The following is a 16,444-nucleotide window of genomic DNA, read 5'->3' as shown; positions in this document are numbered from 1 at the left end:
TGCACGAACGTCTCAGTGAGACGACGTAAACTGTCGGGTCGAACCGGGTGGGAGTTGGGCCGACCGTTCAGGGAGTCAGCAGTGCCCGAACCTCACGGAACTCTGGAACGTCGGTGTCGAGGGCGGCACAGAGGGCGTCCGCGGCCCCCAAGAGCCACTCGGCGCGTTCGACGCGCGATTCGAGGTCACCCGGTCCGATTCGGTAGCGGTCGACGAGGTCCTCGATGTCCGCTCCCTCGGACCATTCGTGGAGGATTCGGGCGGTCTTGACCGCGGTCAACCAGTCTTCGAAGGGGTCTGCGTCGTGCATCGCGGTGGTGAACTCGGCGGCGTGCGTCCGGGCGTACTGGTATATCATGGCCCGCTCACGGTTTCCGAGGTACGTGTCGAGCATGTCTGGCGTATCGCAGACGACTTCGAGGGCGGTCCGTGCGGTCACGTTCTCGTCGGCCATCGTGGAGATGGTTCGGACGCCCGAGACGATTCGCGCTCCGGTGGCCGGCGAGACGTACTGTCTGGAGGTCTGTGCGCCGAGTGTCGTCGCCGACAGCGACTCGCCATCGACGGTGAGCATCTCCATCGCTTCGAGGTCGGAGACCACGTCGCTGACGAGTTCTGTGAGGTCGACGTTCGGATGCTGGTGTGCGTAGTACGTCGCGGAGAACACGTCGGCGATGCCATCGAGTGAGTTGGCGAAGCCAGACGCGACGACCGAGAGGACGTGCGTTCGAAGCGCTTCTTTGTCGGCGAACTGTGAGTCGACTGCTTCGGCGTCTGCCGTCACGTATCGCTCGACGAGTTCGTCTGTGACCGACTCGTCACCGACGAGCACTGCCTCGCCGTAGGGGTCGAGATGTGGGCGGCCCGCTCTCCCACACATCTGGTGAACGTCGAGGACGGGAATCCACGCCATCGAGTCGCCAGTGTAGCGTTTCTGGTCACGGATGACGACTCGTCGCGCCGGGACGTTCACCCCTGCCGCGAGCGTTGGCGTCGCGCAGATGACGGCGAGTCGTCGGTCGCGGAACGCGTTCTCGACGGCCACCCGATGTGTGCTTCGTAACCCTGCGTGGTGGAATCCGACGCCAGTTCGTGCGCACTCGGCCAGTCGCTGCCCTGTCGTCGTTCCACCCAGTTCGGCGAGTTCGTCACCGAGGTCAGGGGCGGGAGAGAGGTCTTCGTCGGCCAGTCGGTCGGCGAGTGACTCGGCTTCGCGGCGAGAACGGACGAATGCGAGGCACTGTCCACCGTTCTCGATGGCGTCGGCGACGAGTGAGACGGTCGCTTCAGTCGCGCCGTCTTCGTTCGGCCCAATCGGTGGCACGTCGACCGTGAGTGTCGACTCGTCGTCGAACTCGACAGTGCCGTCGGCGTACACGCCGGTTCGAAGCGAGACAGGTCGCCACGTGCTCTCGACCAGTTCGGCGTTCAACCAGTGGGCGATGGTCTCCGGGTTGTCGACTGTCGCCGAGAGCGCGACGAGCTGCAGGTCCGGAACGCGTCGCTGGAGCGTCGCCAATGTAATTTCGAGCGTCGGCCCCCGACCCGGTGCGCCCAGCAGGTGGACCTCGTCGACGACGACACACGCGAGTTGTTCGACCCACGACGCCCCGTTTCGTATCGCGGAGTCGACCTTCTCGCTGGTCGCGACGACGATGTCGTAGTCGCCGAGGTCCTCTTCGGCGGCGTCGAAGTCGCCGGTCGAGATACCGACGCTGACGCCGGGAAGTTGCGAAAACGTCTCGTACTTCTCGCGGGCGAGCGCGCGAAGCGGGACGATGTAGAGTCCCGGTCCGTCGGCAGTGAGCATCGCCAACTCGGCGATGAACGTCTTGCCACTGGCAGTCGGAATCGCGGCGACGACGCGTCCACCGTCGGCGATGCCGGCCTCCACCGCGGCGACCTGCGGCGGATACAACTCCTCGATACCGTTCGACTCGTAGTGGGAGACCAGGGTCGCCGACAGCGGGAGGTCACGCACGCGCATCTGTCACACACTGGTCCCGGACTCACTTAAATATCTTCGCCGAACGAGAACACATCTGTTCGGTGGTAGTTCGAGTCTTAAACCAGTGAAGTCGCTCTCGTGTGACTGTATTGCTCGGCAGATATTTCCGTCGCCTGTGCGATAGGTGAGTTGAGTAACATGAGCCGACGCGCCCTCCCGGTCGCACTCCTCCTCATCGTCGTGTTGGCCGGACTCCCATCTCCGGCACTCGGCCAAGAGGCGACCGCCTACATCGACGACGTCGTCGTCTCCCCCGCCCAGCCGACACCCGGTGAGCGATTCACGATGACGACCGTCGTTCAGAACGCACAGAACAGCCCCACGAATCTCGAGATAACCGACGTGTACGTCCGGACTGCCGGCGGAACGACCGACCTCGCCCGCGTCGAAGAGCTCGGGACCATCCCCCCCGGAAGTGACCTCCGTATCCCACTTTCCGTCCGCCTCCGAGACGAAGGAACCTACGACCTCCGCGTGAACGTCGTCGGTCGAAGTGACGGCCAGACCCAGCGACTTCAGTACCCTGTCGTCGTTCGCGTCCGCGAGGGCGGCCCGCAGGTCTCCGTCGAAGTCGGTGACGCCGTCATCGGCACCGAGACACCGGTCAACGTGACCGTCTCGAACGGTGAAGACGACGTCGCTCGAAACGTCAAACTCTCGCTCTCGGCAGACAGCGCGACGATTACCAACGACACGCGTGTCGTTCCGAGACTGGAGTCGGGCGAAACCAGAACATTCCAGTTCAGCGTGACCCCGTCGACAGAGACGTCCGAACTGGTCGCGAGTGTGCAGTATACGACGAGCGACGGGAACGCGAGGACGACGACGGCATCCGCACTACTCGCCGCAGACGAACTCCGTGAAGAGGTTCGTCTCGACGCCTCACTCGGCGATGGTGCCCGTCCACCAATCGTAGTCGACGTGACGAACCTCGGAAACGCACCACTCGAAGACCTCGTTCTCACGGTTCGTGACGGTGACTCCGTCGTCCTCAGAAAACCGGTCGACTCGGTCGCTGCAGAGTCCGAACAGACGATTCAACTGAACCTCACGTCGGTCGACCGTGCGACCCTCGACGTCGTCGCCGCGTACGAGACTGGCGGACGGGACGGAACCGTTTCGACCACTATCGACTACGTCGCGTCCCCCGGCGAGATAGAACTCACCGGCATCGACGTCGAACTCGAAGACGGAAACGTCCACATCTCGGGGAGTGCGAGCAACGTCGGCCTCAGCGACGCACAGAGCGTCGTCGTCCGTGTCGTCCCGAGCGATGGCGTGGTTCCAGCGCGACCGTACAAGGAGTACTTCGTCGGGAGCGTCCCCGCGAGCGACTTCGCGTCGTTCGACCTCTACGCCACTGTCGACGAGGGGGTGACCACCGTCCCCGTAGAAGTCTCGTACCTCGCTGACGGCCGCGAGCAAACGGTCCAGACCGAGGTCGACGTCACCGGCGTCTCGGACCCGACTGAACAGAACGGCGGGTTCGGTCTCGACTCCACGCTGCTCATCGCCGGTGGAGTCGTCGCACTCCTCGTCGTGGTCGGCGTCGGCATCTACGCGTATCGGCGGCGCTGATTCGAGATGACACACATCATCGAACTCCAACACGTCTGGAAACGATACGACACGGGTGGCGAGGTCGTCGAGGCGTTGAAAGACGTCGACTTCTACGCAGACCCCGGCGAGTTCGTCTCCGTCATGGGGCCGTCTGGGAGTGGGAAGTCCACGATGCTCAACGTCCTCGGGTTACTGGACACGCCCACTGAGGGGACCGTCCTCCTCGATGGAAAGGACGTGACCGACCTCACGGACCAGGAGATGACCACCCAGCGCAAGCAGTTCATCGGGTTCATCTTCCAGAGCTTCCACCTGATTCCGACCCTCTCGGCGCTGGAGAACGTCGAAGTGCCGACCCTCTTCGGCGAGGACCCGACGGCGCGGGAGCGAGCAACCGACCTTCTCGAACGCGTGGGACTCGGAGACCGTCTCCACTACCGGCCTGACCAACTGTCCGGCGGGCAGAAACAGCGTGTCGCCGTAGCCCGCGCACTCGTCAACGAACCGCGAATCCTCCTCGCCGACGAACCGACGGGGAACCTCGACCGAAAGACCGGGCGGAGCGTCCTCGACCTCTTCGACGAGATTCGTCGCGAAGACGACGTCGCCGTCATCGCAGTCACCCACGACCCGCAACTCGGTGAGTACGCAGACCGGACGGTGCAACTCGTCGACGGGAGGATTCAGTGAGTATGTTCGACGACATCTTCCGGCGTGTCCCCGCGCTGTTGATGGCACGTCGAAACCTCTCACGAAACCGAATTCGGTCGGGGCTCGCCGTCCTCGGCATCATCATCGGAGTCCTCGCAATCGCGTCGCTCGGGATGTTCGGGACGACGCTTCGCACCGGCGCCAGTCAGCAACTCGGCGAGATTGGGAACGAGATAACCATCACACCGAACTTTCAGGAGGGCATCGAGGAGTTGAGCGAACGCGACGTCGACGAGATACGGCGGGCGGTCAGCGACGGTGACGTCGTCCCGATTCGCTCTGAGACGGGGGTGGTGTCTCGGGGGCAACAACAGACAGTCGTGACGATATACGGGATGGAAAATCCCGCTGCGCTGTACGAAGCGGAGGAAGGCCGCATCCCCGACCGCCTCCGACAGGGTGCGCTCGTCGGGTCGGGCACGGCCGAGATTCTCGAAGTCGAACCTGGCAACACCATCTCTATCGAAGGACAGACCTACCGCGTCTCTGCAGTCCTCGCCGAAGAACAGGGTATCTCGCTCGTCAACCCGAACAGTGCGGTCATCGTCCCAGTCGAAGACGTCAACGGAACTGGCTACTCGCAGGTCATCGTGAGTTCGGAGTCCGGGCAGGCGGCGAACGAGTCGGCCGTCGCAATTCGCGAGTCACTGAACGAACGAGAAGAGCGAGTGAACGTGTTCGAACTGCAGGCCATCACCGAAGGAATCAACCAGTTCTTCGGCATCCTCAACGCGTTTCTCATCGGCATTGGCTCCATCTCGCTCGTCGTCGCCGGCGTGAGCATTCTGAACGTCATGCTCATGAGCACCATCGAACGGCGGCAGGAGATTGGCGTGCTTCGTGCTGTCGGCGTCCAGCGTGGTGACGTCGTCAGGATGATTCTCGCCGAGGCAGGATTGCTCGGTGTCACGGGTGGGCTTATCGGCGCGGTCCTCGCAGTCGTCGCCGGCATCGCGCTCAACTCGTTCGTCCTGAACGACCCGCTGGCGACGTTCCAACTGATAAACTTCCTCTACATCGCGCTCGCCGTCGGATTCGGTATCGGAACGAGCATCCTCTCGGGGCTCTACCCGGCGTGGAAAGCAGCAAACGAGCGTCCGGTCGAGGCGTTACGAAAATAAGAACGAATCCGGCGCGTCCGCTTTTGGCTCGCGGGTCGCTGAAAGAAAACGAGAGTCGAAGGCTTAGATGTAGTCGTGTTCGGCGAGACGCTCGACGGCCTCGCGGAGTCGCTCTTCACTTGCAGCGTAGGAGATGCGGGCGTAGCCCGGCGCGTTGAAGGCGCTTCCGGGGACGGTTGCGACCTTCGCGTCCTGAATTGCACCTTCACACCACGCCTGGTCGTCGTCGTCGACGGGGAGCATCATGTAGAACGCACCCTTCGGGACGGCGACGTCCACGTCGTGTTCGGCGAGGAGGTCGACGAGCATGTCGCGGCGACCTTCGAACGCTTCGCGCATCTCTTCGACGGTGTCGTCGGTGCGCTCAGAGAGCGCCTCGACGCCGGCGTGCTGGACGAAGTTGACGGCACACGAGACTGAGTGCGAGTGAAGCTTGCCAGCCTGTCCGATGAAGTCCGAGGGGGCGTGGAGGTAGCCAAGCCGCCAGCCGGTCATCGAGAATGCCTTCGAGAAGCCGTTGATGGTGATGGTACGGTCTTCCATGCCGTCGAGCGAGCCGAGCGAGGTGTGCTCGAAGCCGTCGTACGTGATGCGCTCGTAGATTTCGTCGGAGATGACCGCGAAGTCGTGTTCGACGGCGAGGTCACGGACGCCTTCGAGTGCCGCGTCGGAGAAGACGCCACCCGTCGGGTTCGACGGCGTGTTGACGACGAGGAGTTCGGTGTCGTCGGAGACGGTGGCTGCGAGTTCGTCGAGGGCGGGTTCGAGACGGAAGTCGTGCTGTGCGAGGTCGACGCGCTTCAGCGACCCGTTTGCGAGTTTGACCATCGCTTCGTAGGACACCCACGCGGGGTCGAGCAAGACGACTTCGTCGCCGTCGTCGATGAGCGTCTGGAACGTCTCGTAGAGCGCCTGCTTGCCGCCGGGCGTGACGATGATTTCGTCGGCCTCGGCGTCGACGCCGTTGCCGCGGAGTTTCGCCGCGATGGCTTCCTTGAGTTCCGGGATGCCGTTCGACGAGGTGTAGCCGGTGTGACCGGCGTCCATCGCGTCCTTGGCAGCCTGGACGATGTTTTCCGGCGTGGGGAAGTCCGGTGCGCCGACCGAGAGGTCGACCACGTCTTCGCCCTGTGCTTCCAGTTCGCTCGCGAGGTTCGAGATGGCGAGGGTGGCGCTCGGTTCCACGCGTCCCACGCGCTCGCTGAAGTCGAAGTTCATGCCAACGCCTCCACCATATCGGTCGCAGCGTAAACCGCTTCCGCACCTTTGCTGATACGCTCTCGCGCTTCGGCACCGCTCATTCCGGGACCGGAGACGCCGAACGTGACGGGTTTGTCACGGTCGAGCGACACGTCGGTCAGCGACTGTGCCGTCGCGTCGGCGATGACTCGGTCGTGGTCGGTGTCGCCGGTGACGATTGCACCGATGACGGCGACGGCGTCGATGTCGTCGCGGCGGGCGAGGCGGTCGGCCGCGAGGGGCGAGTCGTACGCGCCGGGGACCTGAATCGTCTCGGCGATCTCCGCGTCGCGCTCGGCGGCGGCGTCGTGTGCCGCATCCTCCATCTGTTCGGTGACCGACGAGTTGAATCGGGCCACTACGAGTCCGAGAGAGACCATAGCCGACCCTTCCCGTGGCAGATAAAAGAACTACCGACACCCACCGAATTTGGCCGTGCGCGCGACTCGTAAACATAACAGTTGTATTGTCGGCGTAAGGATGAGTTCGTATGAGCGCAGACAGTGAGACCGAACTACTCTCTCGGTCTCGTGCCCTCCTCGCGATTATCGGCGTCGCCGTCGTCGCCCTCGTCGTCCGCCTCGTGGACCTCGGTGGACGCATCTTCCACTGGGACGAAGGCCGCGTCGGGTACTGGATTCTTCGCTACCACGAGACGGGCGAGTTCAGCTATCGGCCCATCATCCACGGACCGTTCTTACCAATCGTCAACGACTACCTCTTCGCGATTCTCCCCGCGTCGGACTTCACCGCTCGCCTCCCCGTCGCCGTCGTCGGCGCACTCCTCCCGCTTTCGGCGTGGCTCTTCCGCGAACACCTCCGGCGCGACGAGACGGTAGCACTCGCCCTCTTCCTCGCAGTGAACCCGCTTCTCGTCTACTACTCGCGGTTCATGCGCAACGACGTGCTCGTCGCGGCGTTCTCGTTCATCGCGCTCGGATTCGTGGTCCGCGCGTACGACACTGGCCGGCTCGCGTACCTGATTCCCGCCGGTGCGTCGTTCGCAACCGGTGCGGCCGCGAAGGAGAACTACGTCGTCTACCTGCTCTGTTTCCTCGGCGCTGCGTTCCTCGTCTTCGACCACCGACTCCTCGCGCGCACGTCGACTGGAGACTCGTCGCGTGCGATTCTCTTCGCGGAGGTACCCGAGAGCATCGCCGACCGACTCCGCACGCGCGGTGCCGGAAGCCTCGGTTCTGGTGCAGTCCGCTACGGCGTCGGCGTCCTCGCCGGACTCGTCGCGTTCCTCGCCGTTTTCCTGTTCTTCTACGCGCCACGTCCAGACCTCTGGAACGCCTTTGGGAACCCGTCGGCGTTCCCCGGTGTCGTCCAAGCCGGCACGGTTGGCGCTGTCACCGAGATGGTGGACAGTTGGATTGGCGGGGGCCACCAATCACACGAGTATCTGCCTTATCTCAAGGACTTCCTCGAAACCTTCGTCTACGGCGCGCCGGTGCTCATCGTCTTCGCACTCGTCGGCATCGTCGTCGACCGCTACGGGGTCGTCGCTGGGCGAATGCGATGGCTCGTCGCCTTCGCGACGTACTGGGGCGTGGTGAGCATCTTCGGCTACCCGCTGGCGACGGACATCCAAGCGCCGTGGGTCGTCGTCCACGCAGTCGTCCCGCTTGCGATTCCCGCCGCAGTCGGTGCTGCGTTCGTCTTCCGCGCCGGGTATCAGGCGTTCGAAACCCGTGATACGGTCGGGGTCGGCCTCGCTGCACTCATCCTCTTCGCGTCTGTCGGCGGCGTCGTCGCCGCCAACGTCGACTACTGGAACGCATCGACCGACGAAGATAAAGTCGTCCTCCAGTGGGCACAACCCGAAAACGACCTCAAAGGCACGCTCGGCGACGTCGAGCGAGTCGCCGCGACCAACGACGGCACCGACGTGCTGCTCTACGGGACCCACCCACCGAACAGCGACGAGACGCACTTCTACGTGACAAACGAGTCGAATCCGCTCGGCGGGCCGTCGTGGCACAGTCGCCTCCCGCTCCCGTGGTACTTCGAAGGCGCAGACGTGGTCCGAACGAGTAGCCCACCCAACGCCGGCGTCGAAAACGTGACGGCGGACGCCCCGCCGGTCGTCGTCGCCTACGAGTGGGACCGTGACGAACTCGAGTCTGAACTCGACGGCTACGTCGTCCGACAGCACGCGTTCAAACTCTGGAACGAGGACATCGTCGTCTTCATCGACGAAGACGCGCTCGACAGAGCGAACCAGACGGCTGTCTGAACGCGGAACTCCGTCGCCGAAGCGGTCAGTTCGGTTGCAGGAGAGGGCACGCGGACGACCACTGTTTTACTCACGGATGTGCATATTTCACCGCCCGAGGTGGCAACATTTATGCACCGACATACTGAACCGGCGACTGTGACCGTCACCGTACCCGGACCCACGCTCGGCGTCGTCGGCGGGGGCCAACTCGGGCGTATGCTCGCCGAGGCCGCCTCGCCGCTCGGCGTCGACATCGTCGTTCTCGACCCGACTCCCGACTGTCCCGCTGCAGCGGTTGCCGACCAGATAGTCGGGGACTTCGACGACCCCGACGCGATGGCGGAACTCGCCGCTCGGGCCGACGCGCTGACGTTCGAAATCGAACTCGCAGACCCGGACCTCCTCGACGAACTCGCCGACAAGGAGGGAATCGCGGTCCACCCGTCGCCCGACGCGCTCCGCACCATCGAAGATAAACTCGTCCAGAAGCGGACCTTCGGTGACGCGGACATCCCGATTCCACCGTTCCACCGCGTGGACGACGCAGACGACCTGCGTGCCGCCCTCGACGAGTTCGGTTCAGTCATGCTCAAGGCCCGAACCGGTGGCTACGACGGCCGCGGGAACGTCCCCGTGACCGACCCCGCCGAGGCCGAAGCGGCAATCGAAGCGGTCGGCGGCCCGGCGATGGCCGAAGCGTTCGTCGACTTCGAACGCGAACTCTCCGTCATCGGCGTCCGCGGCGAGGGTGAGATTCGTACCTTCCCCGTCGGCGAGAACGTCCACGAGGACGAGATTCTACGCGAGACCATCGTCCCGGCCCGGACGACAGACGAGGTCCGCGAGGAGGCTAACCGCGTGGCCCGCGAGGTTCTCTCGCACCTGCCCGGTCGCGGCGTCTTCGGCATCGAACTCTTCGAGACGAGCGACGGCGAGGTGCTCGTGAACGAAGTCGCACCACGCCCACACAACTCGGGCCACTGGACCATCGAAGGGGCGCTCTGTTCGCAGTTCGAACAGCACGTCCGCGCTGTCCTCGGATGGCCACTCGGTGCGACCACTCGGCGCGCTCCGACGGTGAGCGCGAACATCCTCGGAACCGTCGAGGAGTCGCAACCTGCTCGACTGTCGGGCGTCGAAGCACCACTGTCCGAGCCGGGCGTCTCGCTCCACTGGTACGGCAAAGACGAGGTGCGCCCACTCCGCAAGATGGGACATCTCACGGCCGTCGGCGAGGTTGCCGGACACAGTCCGGCAGCTAACCAGAACGCAGAACGTTCTGGTGACGACGGTGCGACCGTCGAAGAGCTTCTCGAACGCGCGCGAGCCCTTCGAGACGGTCTCTCCTTCGACTGACCACTCGGACGAACGGTCCCCGGACTAACCATCCTTCAGGCACCACAGAACCGAACTGAACCACCCCTTCCACACACGACTTCACAGACTATGACGACCGAACAGGACCTCATCGACGAACTCCACGCACAGGCCGACGCAGACATCGACCCCGAGACGACGCCCGACGTTGGCATCATCATGGGGTCGGACTCTGACCTCGACGTGATGTCCGGCGCGCACGAGGCGCTGGACACGCTCGGGTTCGGCGAACAGACCGACTTCCACGACGCGCCCGACGAGCGCTTCACCTACGAGACGTACGTCGTCTCCGCGCACCGGACGCCGGACCTGATGTACGCCTACGGTGAGACGGCCAAAGCGCGCGGCATCGAAGTTATCATCGCGGGCGCGGGCGGCAAGTCCGCGGACCTTCCGAACATGACCGCGTCCATCGCGTATCCACTCCCCGTCGTCGGCGTCCCCGTCCAAGAGAAGTCCGTCGACTCCGTCATCGGCATGCCCACGGGTGCGCCCATCGTCGCCGTCGACGCTGGAAAGTCGTTCAACGCGGCGCTGTCGGCCGTCCAGATGCTCGCGCGTGGCTCCCCCGAACTCGAAGACCGACTCGTCGACTACCACGAGGACCTCGTCGCCGACGTGGCCGAAACGTCGGCCGCGCTCCACGACCTCGGTGTCGCCGGGTTCCGCGAATCGTCACAGTAATCTGACCCTCCTCGATTCGTAGGGGTTTTTTTCCGTGGTCTCGGACCGCTGACTCGGCCAAAACGCCCCCGGAGCGCGGTTCCGGGCGTCTCTCGCGTATTTTACGAATAGAAGCGCTCTCGCGCCCGAAACACACAAATCAATGTTTATAGGGGAGCGCTTCTAACCGCCGCACGTCAGGGAGACACCGCATGAGTGATTGGATTGCAATCGGTGCGATGGGTGTCGTCGCTGTCGGCTTACCATTAGTCATGATGGCAATGTCGGCGATGCTGCGCCCAAGCGTACCGGAACAAGGAAAGAGTGCCACGTACGAGAGTGGTGAGGTGCCGACCGGCACGGCACGCGTCCAGTTTAACATACAGTACTACATGGTCGCGTTGCTGTTCGTCGTGTTCGACATCGAGACTGTCCTGATTTTCCCGTGGACAGTCATCTACCGCTCCGCTCTCGAACAGGGCGCGTCTCTGGGGACGATTCTGACGCCGATGCTCGTTTTCATCGGTGTGCTCGTCGTCGGACTCGTCTGGGCGTGGCGCAACGGCGCCGTCAAGTGGGTCAAAAGCCCGCAGGCGAACCGTCGTAAGACAGAGAGACAAGACGCATGAGTAGCGAACAAAAACCATTCGTCACGGACGATACACAGGTACAGACCGAGACCCGCGACGCCCGCATGTCGGGTGCGGACGACCGGTTCAACTCGAAGCTTCGGGAGGCGTTCGGCTCGTCGCCGTTCATCCTCACGAAGTTCGACAAGTTCATGAACTGGGTCCGTGGGTCCTCGATGTTCATGCTGCAGTTCGGTATCGCATGCTGCAGTATCGAGATGATGCACACGTACGCCATCAAGCACGACCTGGACCGCTTCGCGGCCGGTGTGCCGCGTGCGTCCCCGCGACAAGCGGACGTCATTATCGTGCCCGGGACGATCGTCTCGAAGTTCGCCCCGCGTATGAAGCGTGTGTACGACCAGATGCCCGAACCGAAGTTCGTCGTCGGCATGGGGTCGTGTACCATCTCGGGCGGCCCGTTCCACGAGGGCTACAACGTCATCAAGGGCGCAGAAGAGGTCATCCCGGTGGACATCCACATCCCCGGTTGCCCGCCGCGCCCGGAGGCGCTCATCTACGGTATCGCGAAGCTCCAAGAGCGCATCGCGAACGGTGAGTCGAGCCCCGTCACGGTCAAGCCGTACGAGCTGGAGCAGTTCGGTGACCTTCCGCGCGACGAAATCGTCGACAAACTCGCCGAACAGATCGACGAGGACGACCTCGTCATGCGGTATAACTGGGCTGATTCACCATGAGCTTGGAAGAACAGGAACCCTCGGAAGACGCCATTCAGGAGCGCTCCCGCGGTGACGAACTCGCCGACCTGCTCGGCGACCTCGTCTTGAGCCGCGAAGAGCACCTCAACGCACCGGGCTTCGTCATCCGCCCCGACCAGGTCCAAGAGACCCTGTTCAAACTCCGCGACGAGGCTGGATTCGATCACCTCTCGTGTGTGACCGCACAGGAGTACGAGGACCGCTACGAGTCCATCTACCACCTGACGAAGTACGACGAGCGCACTGACGAAGTGAGCATCGTCGTTCCGACGTCGAAAGACAACCCGGTCAGCCAGTCCGCAGAACCCGTGTTCCGCACGGCCGACTGGCACGAGCGTGAGGCGTACGACCTCGTCGGTATCCAGTACGAAGACCACCCGGACCTCCGCCGCATCCTCCTCCCCGAGACGTGGCAGGGACACCCGCTGGGCCTCGACTACGACCAGGACCGCCCACAGATTGCGACCCTCACCGAGCACGCGAACCCGCTCGAACAGGACAGTCGCGGCGACGAGGGCAACACGATGTACATCAACATCGGACCGCACCACCCGGCGACCCACGGCGTGCTTCACGTCGAGACGGTCGTCGACGGTGAGCAGGTCGTCGACCTCGAACCCGACATCGGCTACCTGCACCGCTGCGAAGAGCAGATCTGTCAGCAGGGGACCTACCGTCACCAGATTATGCCGTACCCCGACCGCTGGGACTACATCTCGGCGGGCCTCCTGAACGAGTGGGCTTACGCCCGCACCGCGGAGGACCTCGCGGACATCGAGGTGCCGGAGTACGCACAGATTATCCGGACGATGGGTGCCGAACTGTGCCGCATCGCGTCGCACATGATTGCGCTCGGCACGTTCGCGCTCGACGTCTACGGCGACTTCACGGCGATCTTCATGTACGCCATGCGGGACCGTGAAATCGTCCAGAACATCCTCGAAGACCTCACCGGGCAGCGGATGATGTTCAACTACTTCCGTCTCGGTGGCGTCGTCTGGGACCTCCCCGAACCACGCGAGGAGTTCTTCGAGAAGATTCGTGACTTCATCGACGACCTGCCGGAGGCGCTCGAGGAGTACCACGACATGATCACCTCGAACGAGATTCTCCAGGCGCGTACGGTCGGAACTGGCGTCCTGCCGCCGGAAGTCGCCAAGTCCTACGGTGCGACCGGACCGGTCGCCCGTGGCTCTGGCATCGACTACGACCTCCGCCGCGACGACCCCTACGGCTACTACGACAAACTCGACTGGGACGTCGTCGTCGAAGACGGGTGCGACAACTTCTCGCGCCTGCTCGTGCGCATGCGCGAAGTGGAGGAGTCGGCCAAGATTATCCAGCAGTGTGTCGACCTGCTGGAAGACTGGCCAGAAGACGAGCGGAACATCCAGGCGAACGTTCCGCGCACCCTCAAACCGGACGAAGACACGGAAATCTACCGCGCTGTCGAAGGTGCGAAAGGCGAACTCGGTATCTACATCCGCGCCGACGGCACCGACAAACCGGCACGCTTCAAGATTCGCAGTCCGTGTTTCTCGAACCTCCAGACGCTCCCCGAGATGTCTGAAGGCGAGTACATCCCGGACATGATCGCATCGCTCGGTAGCCTCGACATCGTTCTCGGTGAGGTGGACCGGTAATGACGACAACGCTGCAAGCAACGACCCTTCCGGACACCATCAGTGGCCTTCTCGGCCTCGAAGGCGTCCTCGGTGACGTCGTCGGTGGACTCATCGGCGCGTTCATCATCGCCAACATCATGCTCATCACGACGGCAATCGCCGGCCCATGGGCAAAACGGAAGATTACGGCCGCGTTCGGTGACCGCATCGCGGTCAACCGTATCGGGCCGTTCGGGTTGCTCGTCATCATCCCGGACGCTGTCCGTCTGATGTCTAAGGAACTCATCGTTCCCGAAGGTGTCGACCGTCCCGCGTGGGACCTCGCACCGATGATCATTCCGTTTTCTGCGCTGCTTGGGTTCGCCGTCATCCCGATGGGTAGCGGTATCCAGCTCGCAGACCCCGAGACTGGCCTCGCGTTCGCCTTCGCGGCGGCGTCGATTGCCTCGCTCGGTCTCGTCATGTCTGGCTACGCGTCGAACAACAAGTTCTCGCTCATCGGCGCACTTCGCGCCGTCGCGGCGAACATCGCGTACGAGATTCCGCTCGTCATCACCGCGGCCTCGGTCGTCATCTTCGCCGGGTCGCTCCGCATGAGCGAAATCGTCGCCGTGCAGGCAGAACCACTGCTCACCGTCGCCGGTGTGTCGATTCCGACGTGGTTCGCGTTCGTCAACCCGTTCGCGTTCGCGCTGTTCATCATCGCGAACCTCGCGGAGATTGGCCGCAACCCGTTCGACATCCCCGAAGCGCCGACCGAGATTGTCGCCGGGTACCAGACGGAGTACTCCTCTATCTACTTCGTCCTCATCTACCTCGGTGAGTTCATCCACATCTTCCTCGGTGGCGCTATCGCGGCAACGTTGTTCCTCGGTGGCCCAGCAGGTCCGGTCCTGCCCGGGTTCATCTGGTTCACCATCAAAATCTGGGCGTTCTTCCTGTTCACCCAGTGGGCGCGCTCCGCAGTGCCGCGTCTCCGCGTCGACCAGTTCCTCGAAATTGGTTGGAAAGGCATGCTCGTCCTGTCCTTCGCCAACCTGGTTCTCACGGCCATTATCGTGGGGGTGATTGCATGATTGGAATTCTGAAGGGCATGGCAGTGACGCTGAAGCACGCACTCGACGGCCAGACGTTCACGGTCGAGTACCCCGAAGAAGCGCCCGAAGTCAGTCCGCGCTTCCGCGGTGTCCACAAGTTCAGCCAAGAGCGCTGTATCTGGTGTCGTCAGTGTGAGAACGTCTGTCCGAACGACACGATTCAGATCGTTCAGGACGACAAGCGCAACGGCGAGCAGTACAACCTGCACATCGGCCAGTGTATCTACTGCCGACTGTGTGAGGAGGTCTGCCCCGTCGACGCGATTCTGCTCACGCAGAACTTCGAGTTCACTGCAGACACGAAGAACGACTTCGTCTACAACAAAGAACAGCTCAAGAACGTCCCGTGGTACAAGGATATCGACCCGCTCAACTCTCGCAACCCCGACCGCAACGCGTGGATTGGCGAGGGCGAAGGAGAGGTCGACTATCAGTAACATGACCGCGAGAGAATCGTTCGAGTACCGTCAGCCTGCGTCCGCTACGGGGCGCTGAGGACGTTCTCGAAATGTTCAAAGGGATATCTCAAGGAGACACACACAATGGTTTATGAAACCATCGCGTTCGCGCTGTTCGCCCTCATCACCGTGGGCTGCAGCCTGGGCGTCGTCCTCGTGCGGGACATCTGGCATTCCGCACTCCTGCTCGGGGGCGCGCTCTTGAGCGTCGCGGTGCATTACGTGATGCTGCAGGCGGAGTTCCTCGCCGCCATGCAGATCCTCGTCTACGTCGGCGGGGTGCTGATTCTCATCACGTTCGCCGTGATGCTGACGCGTATCAATCCGGAGGTGAGTCGCACATGACCACGAAACCGCAGTTGAAGCTCGGTTCGCACCTCGTACCTGGACTCGCTGCCGTCGCACTGTTCGTCGTGATGGCAGTCGTGTTCCTCGGTGCGTCGTTCCCGAACCCACAGGGATTCGCAGAGGGCGCTAATCTGACCGCGAGCATCGGCTACACGATGTTCAACCTCGGCTTCGGCAGCGTCGAGGGCGAGAGCATGCTCGTCGCGTTCGAGATTATCGACCTCGTGCTCGTCGCCGCACTCGTTGGCGCTGTCCTCCTCGCACGTCGCGAGGGAGAGAGCGGCGAGATGCGGACGATTCTGGCCGACGGTGGTCAAGAACTGAAGTGCACGCTGTTCGACAACGACGAGGAGGGTGACCAGTAATGGTACCCGGACAGTACTACCTCGTTCTGTCGGCCGCGGTGTTCTGCATCGGCCTCTTCGGCCTGCTCACCCGGCGCAACGCGCTGTTGTTCCTGATGTCGGTCGAACTGATGCTGAACGCAGCCAACATCAACCTCGTCGCGTTCTCCTACTACTGGGGCAACGTGACGGGCCAGACGTTCGGCCTCTTCACGATGGCGCTCGCCGCCGCTGAAGTCGCAGTCGGTATCGGCATCATCCTCGTGCTGTACCGCAACTTCGACGGCGTCGACGTCACCGAAGCAACGACGATGAGGTGGTAAA

At 63.1% G+C, this 16,444-nt stretch carries 17 protein-coding genes; 14 read left to right on the top strand and 3 right to left on the bottom strand.

Annotated features, from left to right (window positions below):
- Positions 1–67: 67 nt before the first annotated feature.
- Complete coding sequence (locus GJR98_RS13335) at positions 68–1,987, bottom strand: DEAD/DEAH box helicase (RefSeq protein WP_151139137.1); 1,920 nt, start codon at positions 1,985–1,987, stop codon at positions 68–70.
- 159 nt (positions 1,988–2,146) lie between these two features.
- On the opposite strand from GJR98_RS13335, the gene GJR98_RS13330 reads away from it, so the two are divergent.
- The 3 genes from GJR98_RS13330 to GJR98_RS13320 are packed head-to-tail and all read left to right on the top strand — an operon-like array spanning position 2,147 to position 5,400.
- Positions 2,147–3,586, top strand: coding sequence for a CARDB domain-containing protein (locus GJR98_RS13330; RefSeq protein ID WP_151139136.1), 1,440 nt, complete (start codon positions 2,147–2,149; stop codon positions 3,584–3,586).
- A gap of 6 nt (positions 3,587–3,592) precedes the next feature.
- Positions 3,593–4,258 (top strand): ABC transporter ATP-binding protein, encoded by a 666-nt coding sequence (locus GJR98_RS13325; RefSeq protein WP_151139135.1) that lies wholly within the window; start codon positions 3,593–3,595, stop codon positions 4,256–4,258.
- The gene (locus tag GJR98_RS13320) at positions 4,255–5,400 is read left to right on the top strand and encodes an ABC transporter permease (protein ID WP_151139134.1); all 1,146 of its coding nucleotides are present in this window, start codon (positions 4,255–4,257) and stop codon (positions 5,398–5,400) included. Before GJR98_RS13325 ends, GJR98_RS13320 begins: the two co-directional genes overlap by 4 nt.
- Before the next feature lie 63 nt (positions 5,401–5,463).
- Here GJR98_RS13320 and GJR98_RS13315 read toward each other — a convergent pair whose 3' ends face one another.
- Together GJR98_RS13315 and ribH are read right to left on the bottom strand one after the other, a co-directional pair.
- Positions 5,464–6,618 carry a pyridoxal phosphate-dependent aminotransferase gene (locus GJR98_RS13315; RefSeq protein ID WP_151139133.1) on the bottom strand — a complete coding sequence of 385 codons (1,155 nt, stop codon included), beginning with the start codon at positions 6,616–6,618 and terminating at the stop codon, positions 5,464–5,466.
- Positions 6,615–7,019, bottom strand: coding sequence for a 6,7-dimethyl-8-ribityllumazine synthase (gene ribH, locus GJR98_RS13310; protein ID WP_151139132.1), 405 nt, complete (start codon positions 7,017–7,019; stop codon positions 6,615–6,617). The genes GJR98_RS13315 and ribH overlap by 4 nt, the downstream gene beginning before the upstream one ends.
- A gap of 110 nt (positions 7,020–7,129) precedes the next feature.
- Between ribH and GJR98_RS13305 the strand changes: the two genes are divergently transcribed.
- From GJR98_RS13305 to nuoK, 11 genes are all read left to right on the top strand, one after another.
- On the top strand, positions 7,130–8,878 hold the full coding sequence (locus GJR98_RS13305; protein WP_151139131.1) for a flippase activity-associated protein Agl23: 1,749 nt from the start codon (positions 7,130–7,132) through the stop codon (positions 8,876–8,878).
- Positions 8,879–9,016: 138 nt separating this feature from the next.
- Positions 9,017–10,216, top strand: a complete 1,200-nt coding sequence (locus tag GJR98_RS13300; RefSeq protein WP_151139130.1) for a 5-(carboxyamino)imidazole ribonucleotide synthase — start codon at positions 9,017–9,019, stop codon at positions 10,214–10,216.
- Positions 10,217–10,306: 90 nt separating this feature from the next.
- A complete protein-coding gene (purE, locus tag GJR98_RS13295; protein WP_151139129.1) occupies positions 10,307–10,921 on the top strand; it encodes a 5-(carboxyamino)imidazole ribonucleotide mutase in 615 nt (204 codons plus the stop codon).
- Positions 10,922–11,112: 191 nt separating this feature from the next.
- The gene (locus tag GJR98_RS13290; protein ID WP_151139128.1) at positions 11,113–11,529 is read left to right on the top strand and encodes an NADH-quinone oxidoreductase subunit A; all 417 of its coding nucleotides are present in this window, start codon (positions 11,113–11,115) and stop codon (positions 11,527–11,529) included.
- Positions 11,526–12,227: an NADH-quinone oxidoreductase subunit B gene (locus tag GJR98_RS13285; protein ID WP_151139127.1), complete on the top strand. Its 702-nt coding sequence runs from the start codon at positions 11,526–11,528 to the stop codon at positions 12,225–12,227. Before GJR98_RS13290 ends, GJR98_RS13285 begins: the two co-directional genes overlap by 4 nt.
- A complete protein-coding gene (locus GJR98_RS13280; protein ID WP_151139126.1) occupies positions 12,224–13,891 on the top strand; it encodes an NADH-quinone oxidoreductase subunit D in 1,668 nt (555 codons plus the stop codon). The genes GJR98_RS13285 and GJR98_RS13280 overlap by 4 nt, the downstream gene beginning before the upstream one ends.
- A complete protein-coding gene (locus GJR98_RS13275; RefSeq protein WP_151139125.1) occupies positions 13,891–14,949 on the top strand; it encodes a complex I subunit 1/NuoH family protein in 1,059 nt (352 codons plus the stop codon). Before GJR98_RS13280 ends, GJR98_RS13275 begins: the two co-directional genes overlap by 1 nt.
- A complete protein-coding gene (locus tag GJR98_RS13270) occupies positions 14,946–15,407 on the top strand; it encodes a NuoI/complex I 23 kDa subunit family protein (protein WP_151139124.1) in 462 nt (153 codons plus the stop codon). The genes GJR98_RS13275 and GJR98_RS13270 overlap by 4 nt, the downstream gene beginning before the upstream one ends.
- A gap of 105 nt (positions 15,408–15,512) precedes the next feature.
- A complete protein-coding gene (locus GJR98_RS13265; RefSeq protein WP_151139123.1) occupies positions 15,513–15,773 on the top strand; it encodes an NADH-quinone oxidoreductase subunit J in 261 nt (86 codons plus the stop codon).
- Positions 15,770–16,141, top strand: a complete 372-nt coding sequence (locus tag GJR98_RS13260; RefSeq protein ID WP_151139122.1) for an NADH-quinone oxidoreductase subunit J family protein — start codon at positions 15,770–15,772, stop codon at positions 16,139–16,141. The genes GJR98_RS13265 and GJR98_RS13260 overlap by 4 nt, the downstream gene beginning before the upstream one ends.
- Entirely contained in the window at positions 16,141–16,443 is a 303-nt protein-coding gene (gene nuoK, locus GJR98_RS13255) for an NADH-quinone oxidoreductase subunit NuoK (RefSeq protein WP_151139121.1), read from the top strand. Before GJR98_RS13260 ends, nuoK begins: the two co-directional genes overlap by 1 nt.
- Position 16,444: the final 1 nt, after the last annotated feature.

The sequence above is a fragment of the Haloferax marinisediminis genome (assembly GCF_009674585.1).
Classification (GTDB): Archaea; Halobacteriota; Halobacteria; order Halobacteriales; family Haloferacaceae; genus Haloferax; species Haloferax marinisediminis.
The sequence above is the reverse complement of the archived record's forward strand: the minus strand, read 5'-3'. Positions and strand labels throughout refer to the sequence as shown.